We start from the raw sequence: 17046 nt of genomic DNA, 5'->3' as shown, positions 1-17046 counted from the left end.
AAGCGCTTTATAAGGTGGGAATGGATATGAAAAAGGAGATTAAGAGAGGCTGGGGAAAGTACATACTATTTATATTGGTGATAGTCATAGGCTACCATTCTTTTACTTTATGTAAGGTGGAAGGGGAATCGATGCAGCCGACTTTATATGAAGAAGACTACGTATTTGTAAATAAAGCGGTAGTACGTCTTTCTAATTTACAACATGGAGAAATTGTCATTATAAAAGAAGAGGATGAATCGAAATATTATGTGAAACGTGTAATAGGGCTTCCTGGTGATGTAATTAACATAACGAACGGAAAGGTATATGTAAACGATAAAAAGCAAGAAGAACCATATACAAACAAAGATTTATTTAACAACACACAAGTGTTTTATAATTTTCAAAAGACAAAAATTCCGCCAAATAAGTTATTTGTAATGGGAGATAACCGCGAAGTAAGTAGAGATAGTCGAAATGGCTTAGGATATATTGAAGAAGATAACATAATAGGCAAGGTGGAATTTGTATATTATCCTTTTTCAAAAATGAAAATGATAGAATAAGTGGGGGATGAGCAAAACCCCACTTATTAAAGTTTCACTTTATTTTCTTTAAAAAACCTTTTGGATTAAATGATATGAAAAATTTATGTTTAGACTCGTCGATTATGAAGTTATTGTTTTTAGTTAAAAACTCTTTCACAGCTTCCATCGGGCCAGGACCCCAATCGGGAAGAAGCGGATTTCCATTAATGGAGGTATCTTCTACAATTATATAACTGCCAGTAGTGACGATAGATTTATATAGTAAGAGTTCTTTGGATACATGTTCTTTACTATGATCAGAATCTAAAATAACTAAAATCACATCATCAGGTTTGCGCATGCTTACTATTGTTTGGATGGCCTGCACAGAAACAGAAGATGCTGTTAAATACGTAATCCGATTATGTGATGGCCGATTTGGCTGCGGAGTTATATCGATAGTAAGTACGTGACCTTTTCCAATTAAATCTAACATAGAAGCTAAATACAGTGCACTACCACCGTGAAAAGTCCCGCATTCAATAATTAAATCGGGCTTTAATTCATAAATGATTTCTTGATACAAAAAGAGATCAGAGGGAAGTTTACAGATTGGAACCCCGAACCAGTGTGTATCGTTTAACCATACGAGGCTGTTGTAATATTGGTTTAGAAATTCATTGCTTATAGTATCGATTTTAAATTCTCCTTTCTAAAAAGGATTCTCTCGTTTGACGTAAAGTGCTTACGCATGAAAGTTGTACTATATATTATGTAGTAAGGAATTGTAAGGCGAGTGTTTTTACTTGAAAATAAGCCAAATAACTCATGTGGAAAATGAAAGGAAATGATCGTATGTACAAATACACAATTTGCTTTATTAGAAAAAGCGATAAAATACTGCTATTAAATAGAAATAAAAAGCCGAATATGGGGATGTGGAATGGTGTTGGAGGAAAAATAGAAGAGAATGAAACGCCATACGAAGGAATAATTAGAGAAACGTTTGAGGAAACGGGTATAGAACTTTCAAGTGTAATGTATAAAGGGACTGTTGTTTTTAAAGGTAAAGATGAGCCCCAGGCTAGTGAAGGAATGTATGTGTTCGTTGCTGATTTGCCAGATGGAATGTAAATGAATACACCATTACGTACGGCTGAAGGATTATTAGAATGGAAAGAAATTGATTGGATATTAGATGGTGATAATAGAGGTGTAGTTAGCAATTTACCAAAATACTTACCGACAGTATTAACAGAAGAAAATAAGTTAGAACATATGTTTACGTATGATAACCGGAATATTATTCATTACACAACTGCATGTTTGACAGAAGATGATGCGAACAAGCGATATGAAAAACAACTCATTTCTCAATAGAAAGAATGCGAAAACAATCAATCTTATAATCTAGTAGAGAATATTTTAATAGAGCAATCGACATTTATATGTTGATTGCTCTCATTATTTAACTGAGAAAAAGACATGTTTAACGTGCCCCTTATTATATGTCTATAACTTTATTGTGTAACATAATTTAAAATATAGTTTGTACATTGAATAATTTGCTATGGTTCTCTATTAATCTTTCACAATTGTCTAAGCAGTTATTAGATTGCTAGCATAGAATATATTGTCTTTTGCAATTTTAGGAAGATAATCCTATAAAATTTTAGGAGGAATATACTATGGAAATAGAAAACCAACAAGTAGATCCAGCATTTGAAAATCTATGTCAACGATTTTTTGATATTCTAGGTGGTACTGATCATTCAATTGATCCAGGACCTGTATGTACTGTAACTCGAACTAGAATATTTGATGAAACAGTATTAGGAAGAAAATCAAATTCGCCTTTGGTGAATTATCAATTTTTTTCGTTTGAATCTCTTGATGAATCAGGAAATGCACTTTGTTTAGGGGAAACTGCAGCTTTTGAAAATCAGGTTGAACAAGTCCTTTCTAATCTTCGTAATCGCGGTATTATCGTATCAGGTTTGCACAATCACTGGATAAATGAAAATCCCCGTTTATTTTATATTCACTGGGAATCGATAGATGATCCTATTGCATTTGCGAGAAAATCAAGAGAATCTATTGATTTCTTAGGTCCAGTATTACCACCAGATTTGCCACCACCTGTAGTATCTCCAGAATTTCAAGCATTATGTGATGAATTTACTGCTACGCTAGGTGGTGACGGTGAAATTGAACCAGGGCCTGTATGTTTTGTTATGCGGAATGTGAATTTTGGAGCGACTATCTTTGGAAGACCTGCAAATTCACCTCTTGTGGGACATCAACTTTTTTCGTTCGAATCCCTCGATCCATCCGAAGTTGCACTTTGTTTAGGTGAAACGGCAACGACTCAAGATCAGACTGATCAACTAATCTCACAACTTCTGAGATTTGGCTTTAAAGTATCGGCATTTCACAATCATTGGCTAGATGATAATCCTCATTTAATATATGTTCACTGGGAATCGGTAGAAGATCCTATTGCATTTGCTAGAAAAACGAAAAATGCGATTGCGTTTTTGGGCTAGTTTTAATAAGTTAATTTAATTGCAATTCACGTTGTGTATACGGAGAAGGGCTTTTGCTCTTCTTCTAACTATTTAATAAAGTATGTAATGAAGATAAATTTAACAATATTAGGTAGCTGAAAGAAGTATGAAACTTCATGTACCGTATTTGAATTACAATATAATTAGCAATTACATAGTACCCAGGGAGGGTGCTTTTTATTTTGGAGGAAAGTGAAAGTAGTAGGAAACAAGAATGTAGTATCAGCTAATTTTTTGGATAAGGGTGATACAGTTGAATTTAATGGTGAAGGGAAAGTTATGACTCAAGCTATTATCAAAAGTATAAAAGAAATGGGCGAAATTAAAGCGCCGTTTTTATTTTGATTAAAATAATATTAATGATGATTGTAGGCGCAACCTTTACATGGTTAGCGTCTGATTTGTTGTTAAGGGAAGATGGGTAGAAAAAATAGACTAGTAAACAAGCTGTTATTGACTTTTAAACATAGAATAAGATGAGTCTTATTAAAAAGAGGGGGGAATTATAGTTATGGGATGTAATAGTAATTTCAAACGCTTTCGAAATTGTAATAGATTTTGGGATGATTTAATGTTTTGCAGATGCGGACATAGAGACTGTGATGAATGTCGTTGTAAACGTAACCGTGATTGCGATTGTGATAAATGTCGTCGTAGACATAACCATGATCGTGACTGTGATTGTGATTGTGATGAACGTAAAGAGTGGTAAATTACTTTGGAAGAGTGCTTTGAAGAAAAGCACTCTTTTTTTTATTTAGTATTCTATATAATATTTCTTAATAGTGTAGTGTTGCTTTACAGTAAAGTATGAAATTTGTATTTTTATATAAAAATTATTAAATTGATTGGTTTTCCTGACAATTCTTGAGAAAAAAACTAATAGTATATTTTTACCATTTTTTACTGTAATATGAAGGCGCACTTAAAAATATAGGAGAAAGCGCTTATCACAAGGGATGGGAGTTGTTATGATGAAAGTCGCAAAGAAAAAAATAGTACCGTTGTTATTAGTAGGCGGAATACTAGCTGGGGGAGGCATTGTAGCTGAAACTGCGTATGGGGCTGAAACGGAAGTTATTCAGCCGAAGTCAGTAGAGTATGAGATTCAGATGATGAAAGATAGTGGCATGACGTTGGAACAGGTAAAACAATTTGTTGAAATTTCTAAAGAAGGAAAAGAGTTTTTCGAAAAAGATGCGAAAATTAAAGCGGAAAACGATTTGAAAGAGATTGATGAGTTAAAAACAACACATCCAGAAGAAGCGAAAGAACTGTATTCTAAAATTGATGATCCTGCATATAGTAAAAATGAATTAAATGGTCTTGTTGCGTTAGCAGGATCTGCTTTAGGTACAAAAGGGGATGTTTTAGTTAGTTATGAAATTAATTCTGGAAGTTCTTCTATCGGTGTAGGACACACAGCGATCGTATCAAAAGATAGTAGTCGTACAATAGAATCATTTGCAAAAAGTTGGAGCCCAACTGGTAAAGATGGAGTCCAATATTACCCTAATACATGGAAAGGCCGTTCTAAAGTTTATGGTCTATGGGTGAAGGGAGCTAACAATACAAAATATTTAAATGCAGCTTCATATGCTCAGGGGCAAATTAGAAAAGGGTATAATTGGTCATTCTTCGATAAAAATAGAACGGATAAGTTTTATTGTTCTCAATTGGCATGGCGTTCTTGGAAAAATCAGGGTATTGATATTGATAATGTTACTTGGGATACTGTTGTTACACCTATGGAATTAGTAAAATCATCAAATACTACTATTTTCTATTCTAATTGATAAACTATATTTTATAGAGCAATCGGCATTTATTTGTCGATTGCTTTCACTATATATGTGAGGTGATTACATGCTAAAGAAATATATTTCCTTAGTCAAAGTTATAATATGTACAATGTTTCTTTTTGTAGGTTGTTCTAAAAATGTTAATAGTGGTAAAGAACTTAAAAACATTCAACAAGCGGACTATCTAGTATCCTATTCAAATGCAATGAAAGATGGTGGTTACATATATGCATATGATAAGAAAGGAAATACGATTAGTAAGATGGAAGTAGATGGTCAAAGTATGATGAGCAATGCAAAAGATGAAAAGGGATACTACTTTTCATCAAATAGAAATAACAATCATTATGCAATAAATAAGACAGGCAAGGTACAAGGGATTAATAGACCTAAAGAATTACAAGATGTAAACGCAGGGGCATATTTCATCCATGCAGAACAAGGATATGTATATTATGATGTGAATATTGGATTGGTAGACGAAAAGAAGGGATATACAAGTGAACTTGTATATTGGAAAGATAGTGACAAAAGGCAAGAGAGTGTAGAACTAAAGGGAACGATTCAAGGTGCACATATTATTGAGAATCATATATACGCATTTTCACAAACGCTAGACAAAGTATATATTTCAGAAATAGATTTGGTCACAAATAAAAAAACAAACGAATTTGAAATTCCTAATGAAAATGTGTATTTTGCACCAACTGCTCAAAAAATAATTTTTCAAAAGTATAAAGATAAATTATTGTTCGTACTAAGTGATAATGTAAATCAAAAGTTACCACCTAAATTAATTATGGTAAATACAAAGACTAGAGTAGTAGAAAAAGAAACAATATTAGACGAAAAGCAATTCATACCTGTTCTAGTGCAGGTGATTGAAGATAAGGTGTATATTTTAAATAATGATGAAAAAGTGAAAGAGCTAGATGAGAACTTGAACATCATACGTACATATTCATTACAAAGTGACAAAAATACAAAAATTACTAGAGAGGACAAAGGGATTTCTGATATACAAGTACATGGTAATAAGTTATACATCTTATACAAAGATATGAATCCAAAGAGTAAAACGAAACAATTGGTAGCTGAGATTGAAGGATATGATCTGTTAACAGGGGCTAGGATTGAAAAGACTACTTTACAATTAGATAAGAAGTGGGATGATATAACTTTTCTTATTATGAAAGAGTAGAGAATATATGTAAACGGAACAAAAAAGGAGGTGGCTTTGCCACCTCTTTTCCGTTAGTCACGAATCGCCTTAATGATAAATCGATGTTGCTTCACATCAAAATATCCTTTTTGCAAGATGATTTCATGTATACGATATAGTTCCTTATAATACCTTTCGACAGTAAAATCAGGAATTTGCCACGGAATCGCTTTTAAATAATAGACAATAGCGCCAATATCATAAAAGCGTTGGAAAGGGAATTCTTCTTTTGCATCTAAGATAGTAAATCCATTTTCCTCTAACTCACTACATGCCGCTTCAAGCGACCAACTTGCAAATTCGCTATTTAGTGGTGAGCCGAACTGCTCATTCAGTACCGCGCAATCAAGACCACCAACTTGTTGTGTAAGAAAAACGCCATGTGGAGAAAGAATTCGTTTTACCTCAGAGGCAGCATAGGATTCATGTTGATTTATAATGAAATCAAACTGCCCATCTTGAAATGGTAATACAGTATCATTAATCACTTCGACGACTGTAACTCCTAAAGGCTCTAATTTCTTCCGAGCAATTGGCACATTTGGAGCATAACCCTCAGTCGCATAAATAGTTGACGGGAAAGGTTGTAACATAGATAAAAACTCTCCGCCGCCAGTACCCATATCGAGCATTGACTTTGCACGTTGCATAAGCAGGAAAGCAATGCTGCCGTATGACCACGATAATGGCTCGCTCTTCATTCGACCCGTTTCTGAAATGAAAGAAAAATCCCAGCCACTAAAATTTGTATTGGCGCTTTCTAATAAAGTTAAAAATAATGGATCACGTTTCATAATTATGTCCTCCTATTTTTTAATGAATGATATGATGAGAAAGGAGAACGGGAGGACCTCTTATGAAAGAGAAGCGGTTTTACGTTTCATGTTCGAATAGATTCATATACATTCGCTCCTTATGAGAATAGTAATTTATATATTCGGGATAATCGAGTGGGAATCCTTTGAGGGTATAAAAGAAGGCAGTTGTTTAATGAAAAAATAAATTGAGTTATCTAATTTTATAGTGTAATTGTTCATCCATACGCATAAAAAAATTATTCTCTCCATAAAATAGTAAAATTATATTGGAGGTTGAATTATGAAAAAATTTAGTGTATTTTCAATAATATTGATGACTTTTGGAATGTTATTATTTGGATTAAATAGGATAATAGATAGCTATTCTGAGCCTATTATCCTATTAGGGTATATTTCTTTTTTAATTGGAGTGGTTCTGAGTATTATAGCGATTGCTAGACGTGAAGATGGAAGATTAAAATTTATATCACTTATCTCTTTCTTTGTTCTCCTGTTTTTCATTACTTGGTTTGAGTCGTTTCAGGTACTACGAATTATTACTTGGCTAAAAAATATCTATTAAAATTTAAATTGTTGGTAAAAATGGGAAACCTTAAATTTAGGTTTCTTTTTATTATATTCGATTATCAATATTAAAACTTATTAGAGCCATTAATAAAAGAAATAGATATATAAACCGAGTGTAAAAATATTTTAATTCTTTGAAAACATTCAGCGATTTAGTATTCTTTATATATGGAATATTTTGTTTATGCGAAAAGAGGGCAAGGTGCTATATGAAAAGAATGAAAAATGTAATGTTAGTATTGTTATGTTTCTTATATTTCTTATGTTTAAGTGGGTGTAATTATAAAGATGACGATCAGGTGAAAAAATATGTGAAAAAAAAGCACGGAATTGATGTGATTGTAACACATTGGGGTGCTATAAACGAAGGGAATATGGGGCATACATATCATACTGTTCAAGCAAAAAATAACAAAAATATTCAATTTAGAGTAGAGGTAGATGGCTTCTTATATTCAAGAATAAAAGGTGATGAATATCAATACGGAAAAAAAACATATGAGGAATATAAGAAATTTAAACCAATGCTAGAAGAAATTAAAAAATTAGGTTACGTGGAACCTGAAAATAAAAATGTTTTTCAATATATAGTGGATGATGATATAGAGGAGAAACCAACGGATACGTTATTATTAACTTTAAAAACGAGTGACAAGATTGATTACAGTCAATTTGAATCAAAAGAATTAGATCGTTTATATGCTCTAATCCAATTCATTCAGAAGAGTAATAGAAAGATAACAACACTTGAAATTGAGGATTATAATGGTGAATCTATAGGCTTGCCTTTTCAAAATGTGCAAAAAGCTATAACGAAAGAAGAACTGCTTTTAACAATGAAAAACACAGTAAGCGGTTATTGGACATATTTGGTTCAAACTGAAACAAAAGTAGGCGTAAGGTTAAATGAAATTCAAAATGATCGTTTTGAAATTGAGGATATTACTTGTCCACACCCGAAAGACGGCAATTGTCTAGAGTATGAATTGACATTAGTTTTCAATGACAGTGAGATAAAATATAGAAATGATCCATATGTAATAGATGATTTGAGAAAGGTAGTCACTATTCTTAAAGAAGAACTATATAATAAGGAATTTAACATATATTTAAGGAACAAGGATGGAACAAGTTATTCACTCTGGCTATCATCCGAAAAAATTAAGGAAAGTAATAACATAGAAGAGTTAGTAAAATAATGATATAAAGAAGAAATTTAAAGTACTTTTTATGTTTGTTATTTCTGTATTCAAAAGGAAAACCGCTTATGCTTCATTTTTGAAGCATAAGCGGTTTTGTTTAAAATACTTAAAAAGAAAAATTTTTTGGTAAAGTACCACTTTTTATTACTGTTCTTAGTCCATGTTTTATAATCCAAGGATTAATAGGATGCTGTTTATCACGTAATTGCTGTAACCATTGAAAAACGAGTTCTTTATCTTCTTTCGTAATATCGTTAATATGATTGGCTACAGATTTTTGAACATATTTAGAAGGGTCATTCATTAATGGTTCAAGAAGTTGTAAATTGTACTTAAAATCACCTTTTAGAGCTCCTATTTTTTTAGCCCAAGGAAGCCTTGGTCTTGTACCTTCAGAAACTAATCTTCTAATGTGGCTGTTTTCGTCATGAATCCACTGTTGCAATATGTCTAGTGTATCTTCATGATATGTTTGAAGAAAAGGCCGAATGGCATATTCAGCAGTATTCCTTTTCGTTATTTCATACATTGCATTGAACGAGATTTTAAAATCGTTAAGCCCATATTTTTCAACGTATTTTGCAAGAGGCATATACATATATCCATTTGTAAATGTGCCTACTTCTGTTGTATTTTCTGGTCCTAATGTCTTCAGTAATATATGTATTGCGGCATTAAAATCTTTTTGTAAAGCATTGTGTAATTCATCTGCAATTACTTCAATACGCTGTTTTAACTCTAAATTTTCAACTTTACAAGCTACAGAATCTACAAAGATGTTTTTAGAGAAATAAGGATCGTGTTTACAAATAGAATCAGCTATTTTTTCTGCTAATTCTTCATTAAATAAAAATTTTAACGGAACATATTTACCCATTTTTTCACCTCGGTGGTCAAATGAAAACAATTTTTATTTTTTAATCGACAATCCATAAACCAAAGTCTCACTCGGAGTCGTAATACTAAAACCTGTCGTCTTATAATCAAGTTTCACCGTATCACCAGTGTAGTCTTTCGTGAATGAATCCATTTGTACGATAAGCTCTGCATCTTCATATACAACATCATCTGCGTTATATGTATCCCAAATTAAATCGACATCAACGAAAATACTACAAGAGTTCGTCATTGTTCCTCTAATGCGAACGATCTTTTTATCTTCAAGTTCTAATCTATGTATAGCTGCTTTTGCTTCATCAGTAATGCGAATGTTCATTGTATCCCAACCTTTATTTATATTTCCTTTATTATTGCAAAAACAGGAGCAATAGGGAAGTAAAGAGGTTTGCAACAAAAAACGAGCAAACAAATTTGTTTGCTCGTTTCACTTTATTTTAGTTCACATTTATCAAGTGGAATCACTTTTGTTTTTTTCGTAAATTTATAACCTAACCATAGTACTAAGAAGAGTGGTAAACCGATGTAAGAAACGAGTACACCGTTCCAGTCGATTGACTCACCCATAAATGCCCCGTAGTTTTGTCCTAAAATTACGATGATACAAAGTGTAAATGCAAAGATTGGACCGAAGGGGAACCATTTTGCTCTATATGGTAAGTCATTTAAATCTTTTCCTTGTGCGATATACGCTTTACGGAAACGGTAATGACTAATTGCAATGCCGACCCAAGCGATAAAGCCAGACATTCCTGATGCATTTAATAACCAAATGTATACAACACCGTCACCGAATAAAGAAGCAATGAAAGCAATACTACCGACAATCGATGTTACGATTAATGCGTTAACAGGTACACCGCGGCTATCTAATTTACCAAGAAACTTTGGTGCCTTCCCTTGGCGAGCTAAATCCCAAAGCATACGAGTTGATGCATACATACCAGAGTTACCAGCAGATAGTACTGCCGTTAAAATAACAGCGTTCATAACAGAAGCAGCAAAGGCAACGCCCGCTTTTTCGAAAATAAGTGTAAATGGACTTACTGTTACATCACTTGCAGCAAGACTTTCAGTTGTATAAGGAATTAATAAACCGATAACGAGAATTGCAAGGATATAGAATAAAAGAATACGCCAAAAGATTGAACGAATTGCTTTTGGGATATTACGTTCTGGATCAGATGTTTCACCAGCAGCTACTCCTAATAGTTCAGTACCTTGGAATGAGAAACCAGCTGCCATAAACACACCGATAATTGCCATGATACCGCCGTTAAATGGTGCATCTGCAACAGTGAAGTTTTTGAAGCCAACCATTTCGCCGCCCATAATTCCAAAAATCATCATGAAACCAACAATTAAAAAGATAATAATCGTAACTACTTTAATAAGTGCGAACCAATATTCAGATTCACCAAACCCTTTAACAGATAAGTAGTTTAAAAGGAAAATAATAGCTAAACATAATCCGCTCCAAATAAGAGAAGGGGTATCTGGGAACCAAAATTTCATAATTAATGTTACAGCAGCTAGTTCAGCAGCAATCGTAATTGCCCAGTTATACCAATAGTTCCATCCAAGTGCAAAGCCAAGTGATGGATCAACAAATTTTGTTGCATACGTACTAAAAGATCCAGTAACAGGCATGTAAGCTGCGAGTTCAGCTAAGCTTGTCATTAAAAAGTAAACCATAATTCCAATTGCGGCGTATGCAATTAATGCACCACCAGGTCCAGCTGAATGGATGACACCACCGCTGGCAAGAAATAGTCCGGTACCAATTGTACCGCCGAGAGAAATCATCGTAAGGTGACGAGATTTTAATCCGCGTTTTAATTCACCTTGTCCTTGTGTAGTTTGCGTTTTAGAGGTAGATTGATTTGTTGCGCTATTCATGTTCAACACTCCTTTTCTTGTAGGTTAGGAAGGAGCGGGGGAGAAAAATACAAAAAACCGCCAAAGGAATTTGGCGGAACGTTTCACAAATAACCACCCCATCATACCCTTCCGTTAAGATAGCACCCCACGTTTACACGGTAATTTTGTAAACGTGACAGTTCTGTTCCTTTCGGAGACAGCCCCAGCTCATATTTCCAGAGAAGAAATATAAACTTCGGCAACTTTTCCTTTCAAACGGAGTCGGTGACATTCTCTGTGTCTCGTCCGTCGTACTCTTAAAAGTCGCAACCTCTACCTCATCGGATTGATGAGGATTTGATATATTGCTAAGATTTTTAATATATGGCAATTGTAATGACTTTCTGAATATATTGCAAGATATTTTGTTAGGAAAAGTCAAAAAATATCGGTTATTGTATAGGAAACGCTTGCAAAACTCCACCCGAACCTACTATTATGTAGCAATAAGCAAAGAAAAAATTGTTATACAAATGTTTCGCAAAAAATATTGAAAAACCCTCTAAATTAAAAGAAAATTCAGAAAATATAATTCGACATTCATAATAAAGTCATATTATTTGTTATAATTAGAGTAACGTTTAAGCAAAAAGGGGAAATCAAAATGAAATTAGAAACAGAAAGGCTCTATATAGTGCCGTGTACAGAAGAGAGGATTCAAGTCGCTAACGAGCAAGGATACAATAGCGGCCCGCATATTGTAGGGCATGTAAAGAATGTAAAACAAGATGCAACTTTATTACCATGGGGGGCGTGGTATGTTCTTCGAAAAGAAGATGATAGCGTTTTAGGTGATATTGGGTTTAAAGGGAAACCAAACGAGGATCAAACAGTAGAAATTGGCTATGGATTCATTGAGAAATATTGGAATCAGGGCTATGCAACAGAAGCTGTAAAAGAACTAATCGATTGGGCTTTCAAAACAGGAGAGGTAGAAACAATAATTGCAGAGACACTTCTAGATAATTATAGTTCGATGCGTGTTTTAGAAAAGTTACATATGAAGAGAGTAAATGCTACAGAAATGATGATTAATTGGAAAATAGAAAAATAAAAAATACCGCTCTAAATTGAGCGGTATTTTTTATAGTTATGGTAGCATTTGCTTCTGATCATTCGGATACTCAGCCGTTGACGTATTAGGACGATTGGAATGATTACGAACAGCAATGAAAATAGAAATAATAACGACAAGACCAACTGCAACGTAAGAAAGTGAAATAATAGTTGGATCCACTTTAAATGTAGTAAGCAGTGTACGAATGTTTGTAAAGATAATAAGACCACCAACTAATACGCCAAGTAAATGAGAAGGAACGATGCGAACTAGCCATGCCGCGATTGGTGCCGCTACGATACCACCGAGCATGAGAGAAAATACCCAAACCCAGCTTACTTGTTCCCAGCCAAGTGAGATGAAGAAGCCGATTGTTGCAGCGAGTGAAACAGGAAATTCACTCGTATCTACAGATCCAATAACTTTTCTAGCTTCATTTCCTCTTGCTAGAAGAACAGGTGTCGTAATCGGCCCCCAACCACCGCCACCAGTTGAATCAACGAATCCAGCGAATAAACCAAGCGGCACAAGTTGTTTTGCAGACATACGCTTATTTGAAGTGACAATTTGTTTTTGAATGATGAATCGTAATAAAATATAAACCCCTAAAGTAAATAAAAATACGGAAATGTACGGTTTGATTACATCTCCAGGCAAATTACTTAAAAAACATGCCCCAACAAATGCGCCGATTGCCCCAGGTAATGTAAGCCTGGAAACTGTATATTTATCAACGTTTCCAAATTTGATATGAGATGCGCCAGAAGCTGCAGTTGTAACGACTTCAGCTAAATGAACCGATGCGGAAGCTACAGCCGGTGCAATACCAAACATTAATAATAGTGAAGTAGACGTTACCCCATACGCCATTCCGAGTGCTCCATCGATCAGTTGAGCGAAAAATCCAATAATAGCAAAGACAATTAATTTCTGCATAAATAATCCCCCTGTAATAATAAATGAAAAAGACACTTTTCCCGTATGAGAAAAGTGCCTTTGGTTTTTCCAATCAGCAATAATTAAATTTGTTTCATTATAATACATATTAATCGTATAAATCAACTAGGTTTTAAAGTTTTTGAATTGAATGAAATAAAAATAAAATATACAATAAAAGGATGGAGAGAAAGGGGAGAAAGACATGTTACGATTTGATCATCTTGTTCACGCAGTTCATGGTACACCGGAGGAAGCGGCAAAACAAATGCAGGAACTTGGATTTCATACTGTATTAGGCGGAGAGCATACGAATTGGGGTACTTGGAATAGTTTAAGTTATTTTGATTTATCATATATAGAATTTTTAGCAGTTCAACATGAAGAAAAAGCGAAAGAAGCAGAAAATCCATTAGTACAAGAAACAGTGGTGAAACTACAAAATGGAGAAGGAATGCTACAAATCGCGATCCGAACAGATGCAATTGAGGAGCTAGCAGTTAACTTTAATAAGTACGGCTTACATACGATAGGGCCATTTGAAGGGAAACGCATGAGAAAAGATGGCCGGCTTTTAGAATGGAAAATGTTATTTGTTAGGCAAGAAGAGAACGGACCGAAATTACCTTTCTTTATACAGTGGAATGAAACGGACGAAGAAAGAAGAAACGATTTACGTAACAGTAGGACGATCACTGAACATAAAAACAAAGTGCAACAAATTGAAACGATTCATTACGCAGTAAAAAACGTTCGAGAAACAGTACGGAAATGGAAAAAAGTAATGGGACTATCTACAAGTTCAGTTGTGAAAAATGAAAAATGGAATGCTGAGAGTCAAAGTGTAGTGTTTGGAAATATTCATGTGCAGTTTTGTGAACCGATTGGAGAAGGGCTAGTACTAGAACATTTGAATAAGAATGGCGAATATCCATTTGCAGTAGAGTTTAAAGGTGGAAATAAACGAGAGCATGAAGTGCTAGGTAGTTTGTACATATATTAATAGAGGTGAACGTTGTGGAAGAAATGCTTAGGGAGATAGAGAGAATACTAGAATGGCCTCGTATGTTAAAAGCGACTGTTATTTCAAAAGGCTTTTCATTCGATGAGAAATATAAAATTGAATTAGAGAGTGGGGCCTCGTATTTTATTAAAGTATGCGATTCATCATATTTTGAACGGAAGCAGGAAGAATATGAATATATGCAGCAGCTAGATTCTTTACATATTCCTATGCCAAAATTAATTCATTTTATTAGTCTTACTAAATTCAATAAATGTGTACAAGTTTTTGAATGGATTGATGGATTAGATGGTGAAGATATATTAAGAACGTTGTCTACAGAAGAGCAGTATAGGGCTGGAAAAAAGGCTGGAGAAGTACTAAAAAAGATTCATTTAGTTGAAAAAGAAGATAAAAGTAATTCATGGGAAATGTCTATATGGAGTAAATATGAGAGATACTTAGAAGCGTTGAAAGAATATGAAGTAGACTTTTTTCGTTTAAATACAGTGATAGATTTTGTAGGAAATCATAAAGATTTATTAAAAAATCGTCCCATCGTATTTTTACATGACGATTTTCATCCGGCTAATATAATGATTGACCAAAATGAGTTTCGGGCTGTCATAGATTTTGCTAGATTCGATATTGGTGATCCTATTCATGATTTTTATAAAGTAGCACTATTTACAACGAATATAAGCAAACCATTTGCGGTTGGACAAGTTCACGGTTATTGCGGAGGCGAACCATCGCTTCATTTTTGGAAACTCTATACATTGTACGCCGCGATGACATTCCCAGCGGATATCGTTTGGACGAATCGAAGTACGCCGCATTTAGTAGATGATATGAAGGAAAGATTAAATGGAATTTTAGAAGATCATAATGATTTTTCATCCTATATTCCAAAATGGTATCAATCAAGCGAATGTAATAAATAAAGGAGTAATTTATATGGATAAAATAGCAGTAATTTCAGATATTCACGGTAATATTCAAGCATTAGAATCCGTGTTGAATGATATTAAATTAAGAGGAATCGAGCGCATTATTTGTCTTGGAGATTTAGTAGGAAAAGGACCTCATTCCAGTGAAGCAATTGAAATCATTCGTAAAGAATGTGAAGTAGTCGTAATGGGAAACTGGGATGATTTTATTACAAAGCCGACTGAATTTGAAGCATTAAAATGGCATCAAAAACAATTATCGGAAGAACAAAATGATTATTTAAGAAGTTTACCATTTTCAATCGAATTTTTTATGAGTGGAAAACTCATTCGTATGTTTCACGCTTCACCGAGAAGTTTATATGAAAGAATTCAACCACACGCTTCAAGAGAAGAACGTATTAGTATGTTCGAAAATAGTGATCTGACAGAAAATATAGAAGGAGAAAGAAAACCAGATGTCGTTTGTTACGGCGATGTTCACCAAGCGTTCGTTCAAAATTTCAGAGGGAAAACGTTATGTAATGCCGGTAGCGTAGGAAACCCACTTGAAATAACGCAAGCTTCCTATTTAATATTTGAAGGAACATATAATGAAAAAGAAGCGGCGAGCTTTTCTATTCAACTTGTACGAGTACCGTATGATATTGAATTAGCTATCAGATTAGCAGAAGAACTCGAAATGCCAGAAATTGAAGAGTATAAGCAAGAGTTACGGACGGCCTTATATCGGGGGTTTAAGGGGAAGTAAGCTAATAATATATCAACGATTTTTCAAATATATCTATCATAACTTAAAATATATCAACGATTTTTTCGATATATCAACGATTCGATAAAGGATATCGATTTACCGACAAATAGTGACATGGATTGTTACTTATAATTATATTATGTAAACTAATTATAAAGGGAGATATCATGAACCGAAAACAACGAATCAAAGAAATTGCAGATCATATTGTAAAGCTAAACTTAACCTATCCAACAAGAGTTGGAGTAAGTGGTATTACAGCATCAGGAAAAACAACATTTGCAAACGAATTAGCGGAAGAAATAAAAAAACGAGGATTACCAGTAACACGCGCAAGCATTGATGATTTTCATAATCCAAGAGTGATTCGCTATGCAAAAGGAAAAGAATCTGCAAGAGGGTATTATGAAGATGCACACGATTATACAGCTTTCAAAGAAAGATTATTAATGCCTTTAGGACCTAACGGGAATTTACAGTATGAAACGATTTCTCATAACTTAATAACGGATATGTCTGTACATAATGAGCCGCTATTGGCCACGCAAAATATGATATTAATAGTAGATGGAACGTTTCTATTGAAAAAAGACGTTGCGTATTTATTTGATTACAAAATCTTTGTAGATACAAATTTTGAGATTGCGAGAAAACGTGGTACGAAGCGGGAAACTGAAGCTTTTGGAAGTTATGAAGAAGCAGAGAAGATGTTTTTGAACAGATATCATGCGGCCTGTAAGTTGTATATAGATGAGCATAATCCAAAAGAGTGTGCGAATGTTATATTTAAGAATAGTGATTTAGGAAATCCAGAAGTTATATTTCATGAAAGAGCGTAATAC

19 protein-coding genes, 1 pseudogene and 1 riboswitch are annotated in these 17046 nt (G+C 33.9%); of the genes and pseudogenes, 14 read left to right on the top strand and 6 right to left on the bottom strand.

The features are described from left to right. Positions 1-26 precede the first annotated feature (26 nt). Entirely contained in the window at positions 27-548 is a 522-nt protein-coding gene (gene lepB, locus DN399_RS15065) for a signal peptidase I (RefSeq protein ID WP_002094069.1), read from the top strand. 34 nt (positions 549-582) lie between these two features. On the opposite strand, the gene DN399_RS15060 is transcribed toward lepB, so the two are convergent. Further along, positions 583-1206, bottom strand: a complete 624-nt coding sequence (locus DN399_RS15060; protein WP_080353321.1) for a cephalosporin hydroxylase family protein — start codon at positions 1204-1206, stop codon at positions 583-585. A gap of 158 nt (positions 1207-1364) precedes the next feature. Between DN399_RS15060 and DN399_RS15050 the strand changes: the two are divergent. The 6 genes and pseudogenes from DN399_RS15050 (at position 1365) to DN399_RS15030 (ending at position 6079) form a co-directional block, all read left to right on the top strand. Further along, positions 1365-1889: pseudogene (locus DN399_RS15050) on the top strand (NUDIX hydrolase). Between the two features lie 308 nt (positions 1890-2197). After that, positions 2198-3055: a DUF1259 domain-containing protein gene (locus DN399_RS15045; protein ID WP_061686999.1), complete on the top strand. Its 858-nt coding sequence runs from the start codon at positions 2198-2200 to the stop codon at positions 3053-3055. A 213-nt stretch (positions 3056-3268) separates the two neighbouring features. Continuing rightward, positions 3269-3421, top strand: coding sequence for a hypothetical protein (locus DN399_RS28115; protein WP_158251731.1), 153 nt, complete (start codon positions 3269-3271; stop codon positions 3419-3421). A 166-nt stretch (positions 3422-3587) separates the two neighbouring features. Next, entirely contained in the window at positions 3588-3788 is a 201-nt protein-coding gene (locus DN399_RS28425) for a hypothetical protein (RefSeq protein WP_149149750.1), read from the top strand. 262 nt (positions 3789-4050) lie between these two features. Then, positions 4051-4872 (top strand): septation ring formation regulator EzrA, encoded by an 822-nt coding sequence (locus DN399_RS15035; protein WP_149149749.1) that lies wholly within the window; start codon positions 4051-4053, stop codon positions 4870-4872. A gap of 70 nt (positions 4873-4942) precedes the next feature. Further along, complete coding sequence (locus DN399_RS15030; RefSeq protein ID WP_049108144.1) at positions 4943-6079, top strand: hypothetical protein; 1137 nt, start codon at positions 4943-4945, stop codon at positions 6077-6079. A 53-nt stretch (positions 6080-6132) separates the two neighbouring features. Here the strand turns inward: DN399_RS15030 and DN399_RS15025 are convergent, their stop codons facing one another. Next, positions 6133-6894, bottom strand: a complete 762-nt coding sequence (locus tag DN399_RS15025) for a class I SAM-dependent methyltransferase (protein WP_063245361.1) — start codon at positions 6892-6894, stop codon at positions 6133-6135. A 304-nt stretch (positions 6895-7198) separates the two neighbouring features. Between DN399_RS15025 and DN399_RS15020 the strand changes: the two genes are divergently transcribed. Both DN399_RS15020 and DN399_RS15015 read left to right on the top strand, forming a co-directional pair. Further along, positions 7199-7480 carry a hypothetical protein gene (locus DN399_RS15020; protein WP_000714725.1) on the top strand — a complete coding sequence of 94 codons (282 nt, stop codon included), beginning with the start codon at positions 7199-7201 and terminating at the stop codon, positions 7478-7480. A gap of 214 nt (positions 7481-7694) precedes the next feature. Next, positions 7695-8684 (top strand): hypothetical protein, encoded by a 990-nt coding sequence (locus DN399_RS15015; RefSeq protein WP_006926043.1) that lies wholly within the window; start codon positions 7695-7697, stop codon positions 8682-8684. Positions 8685-8793: 109 nt separating this feature from the next. Here the strand turns inward: DN399_RS15015 and DN399_RS15010 are convergent, their stop codons facing one another. From DN399_RS15010 to DN399_RS15000, 3 genes are all read right to left on the bottom strand, one after another. Then, positions 8794-9564 (bottom strand): DNA alkylation repair protein, encoded by a 771-nt coding sequence (locus DN399_RS15010; protein ID WP_006926041.1) that lies wholly within the window; start codon positions 9562-9564, stop codon positions 8794-8796. A gap of 33 nt (positions 9565-9597) precedes the next feature. Further along, on the bottom strand, positions 9598-9903 hold the full coding sequence (locus DN399_RS15005) for an iron-sulfur cluster biosynthesis family protein (protein ID WP_001026167.1): 306 nt from the start codon (positions 9901-9903) through the stop codon (positions 9598-9600). Positions 9904-10016: 113 nt separating this feature from the next. After that, positions 10017-11483: an amino acid permease gene (locus DN399_RS15000; RefSeq protein WP_149149748.1), complete on the bottom strand. Its 1467-nt coding sequence runs from the start codon at positions 11481-11483 to the stop codon at positions 10017-10019. Positions 11484-11595: 112 nt separating this feature from the next. Beyond that, positions 11596-11788: riboswitch (Lysine riboswitch) on the bottom strand. A 320-nt stretch (positions 11789-12108) separates the two neighbouring features. Here DN399_RS15000 and DN399_RS14995 point away from each other — a divergent pair. Beyond that, entirely contained in the window at positions 12109-12558 is a 450-nt protein-coding gene (locus tag DN399_RS14995) for a GNAT family N-acetyltransferase (protein WP_000764607.1), read from the top strand. Positions 12559-12594: 36 nt separating this feature from the next. Here DN399_RS14995 and DN399_RS14990 read toward each other — a convergent pair whose 3' ends face one another. After that, a complete protein-coding gene (locus DN399_RS14990) occupies positions 12595-13605 on the bottom strand; it encodes a sulfite exporter TauE/SafE family protein (protein WP_002024365.1) in 1011 nt (336 codons plus the stop codon). 97 nt (positions 13606-13702) lie between these two features. Here DN399_RS14990 and DN399_RS14985 point away from each other — a divergent pair, with 97 nt between their 5' ends. The 4 genes from DN399_RS14985 to DN399_RS14970 all read left to right on the top strand — a co-directional run bounded on the left by DN399_RS14985 (position 13703) and on the right by DN399_RS14970 (position 17043). Beyond that, positions 13703-14500 carry a VOC family protein gene (locus tag DN399_RS14985; protein ID WP_006926038.1) on the top strand — a complete coding sequence of 266 codons (798 nt, stop codon included), beginning with the start codon at positions 13703-13705 and terminating at the stop codon, positions 14498-14500. A gap of 14 nt (positions 14501-14514) precedes the next feature. Beyond that, positions 14515-15444: an aminoglycoside phosphotransferase family protein gene (locus DN399_RS14980; protein ID WP_006926036.1), complete on the top strand. Its 930-nt coding sequence runs from the start codon at positions 14515-14517 to the stop codon at positions 15442-15444. Positions 15445-15457: 13 nt separating this feature from the next. Further along, on the top strand, positions 15458-16201 hold the full coding sequence (locus DN399_RS14975; protein WP_000357656.1) for a metallophosphoesterase family protein: 744 nt from the start codon (positions 15458-15460) through the stop codon (positions 16199-16201). Between the two features lie 170 nt (positions 16202-16371). Further along, positions 16372-17043 carry a nucleoside/nucleotide kinase family protein gene (locus DN399_RS14970; RefSeq protein WP_086411501.1) on the top strand — a complete coding sequence of 224 codons (672 nt, stop codon included), beginning with the start codon at positions 16372-16374 and terminating at the stop codon, positions 17041-17043. The last annotated feature ends 3 nt before the right edge of the window (positions 17044-17046 follow it).

The organism is Bacillus sp. AR4-2 (genome assembly GCF_008274865.1).
Taxonomy (GTDB): Bacteria; Bacillota; Bacilli; order Bacillales; family Bacillaceae_G; genus Bacillus_A; species Bacillus_A cereus.
Note: the sequence above shows the minus strand (reverse complement) of the source record. Positions and strands in the feature narration are given on the sequence as shown.

What these genes read in the sequence shown, in the direction of transcription:
- DN399_RS15015 (WP_006926043.1), top strand. Translation starts at nt 7,695, where the DNA reads ATGAAAAGAATGAAAAATGTAATGTTAGTATTGTTATGTTTCTTATAT.
- DN399_RS15030 (WP_049108144.1), top strand. Translation starts at nt 4,943, where the DNA reads ATGCTAAAGAAATATATTTCCTTAGTCAAAGTTATAATATGTACAATG.
- DN399_RS15045 (WP_061686999.1), top strand. Translation starts at nt 2,198, where the DNA reads ATGGAAATAGAAAACCAACAAGTAGATCCAGCATTTGAAAATCTATGT.
- DN399_RS15025 (WP_063245361.1), bottom strand. Translation starts at nt 6,894, where the DNA reads ATGAAACGTGATCCATTATTTTTAACTTTATTAGAAAGCGCCAATACA.
- DN399_RS15035 (WP_149149749.1), top strand. Translation starts at nt 4,051, where the DNA reads ATGAAAGTCGCAAAGAAAAAAATAGTACCGTTGTTATTAGTAGGCGGA.
- DN399_RS14985 (WP_006926038.1), top strand. Translation starts at nt 13,703, where the DNA reads ATGTTACGATTTGATCATCTTGTTCACGCAGTTCATGGTACACCGGAG.
- DN399_RS14995 (WP_000764607.1), top strand. Translation starts at nt 12,109, where the DNA reads ATGAAATTAGAAACAGAAAGGCTCTATATAGTGCCGTGTACAGAAGAG.
- DN399_RS28425 (WP_149149750.1), top strand. Translation starts at nt 3,588, where the DNA reads ATGGGATGTAATAGTAATTTCAAACGCTTTCGAAATTGTAATAGATTT.
- lepB (WP_002094069.1), top strand. Translation starts at nt 27, where the DNA reads ATGAAAAAGGAGATTAAGAGAGGCTGGGGAAAGTACATACTATTTATA.
- DN399_RS15020 (WP_000714725.1), top strand. Translation starts at nt 7,199, where the DNA reads ATGAAAAAATTTAGTGTATTTTCAATAATATTGATGACTTTTGGAATG.
- DN399_RS14970 (WP_086411501.1), top strand. Translation starts at nt 16,372, where the DNA reads ATGAACCGAAAACAACGAATCAAAGAAATTGCAGATCATATTGTAAAG.
- DN399_RS15000 (WP_149149748.1), bottom strand. Translation starts at nt 11,483, where the DNA reads ATGAATAGCGCAACAAATCAATCTACCTCTAAAACGCAAACTACACAA.
- DN399_RS14990 (WP_002024365.1), bottom strand. Translation starts at nt 13,605, where the DNA reads ATGTATTATAATGAAACAAATTTAATTATTGCTGATTGGAAAAACCAA.
- DN399_RS15005 (WP_001026167.1), bottom strand. Translation starts at nt 9,903, where the DNA reads ATGAACATTCGCATTACTGATGAAGCAAAAGCAGCTATACATAGATTA.
- DN399_RS14975 (WP_000357656.1), top strand. Translation starts at nt 15,458, where the DNA reads ATGGATAAAATAGCAGTAATTTCAGATATTCACGGTAATATTCAAGCA.
- DN399_RS15010 (WP_006926041.1), bottom strand. Translation starts at nt 9,564, where the DNA reads ATGGGTAAATATGTTCCGTTAAAATTTTTATTTAATGAAGAATTAGCA.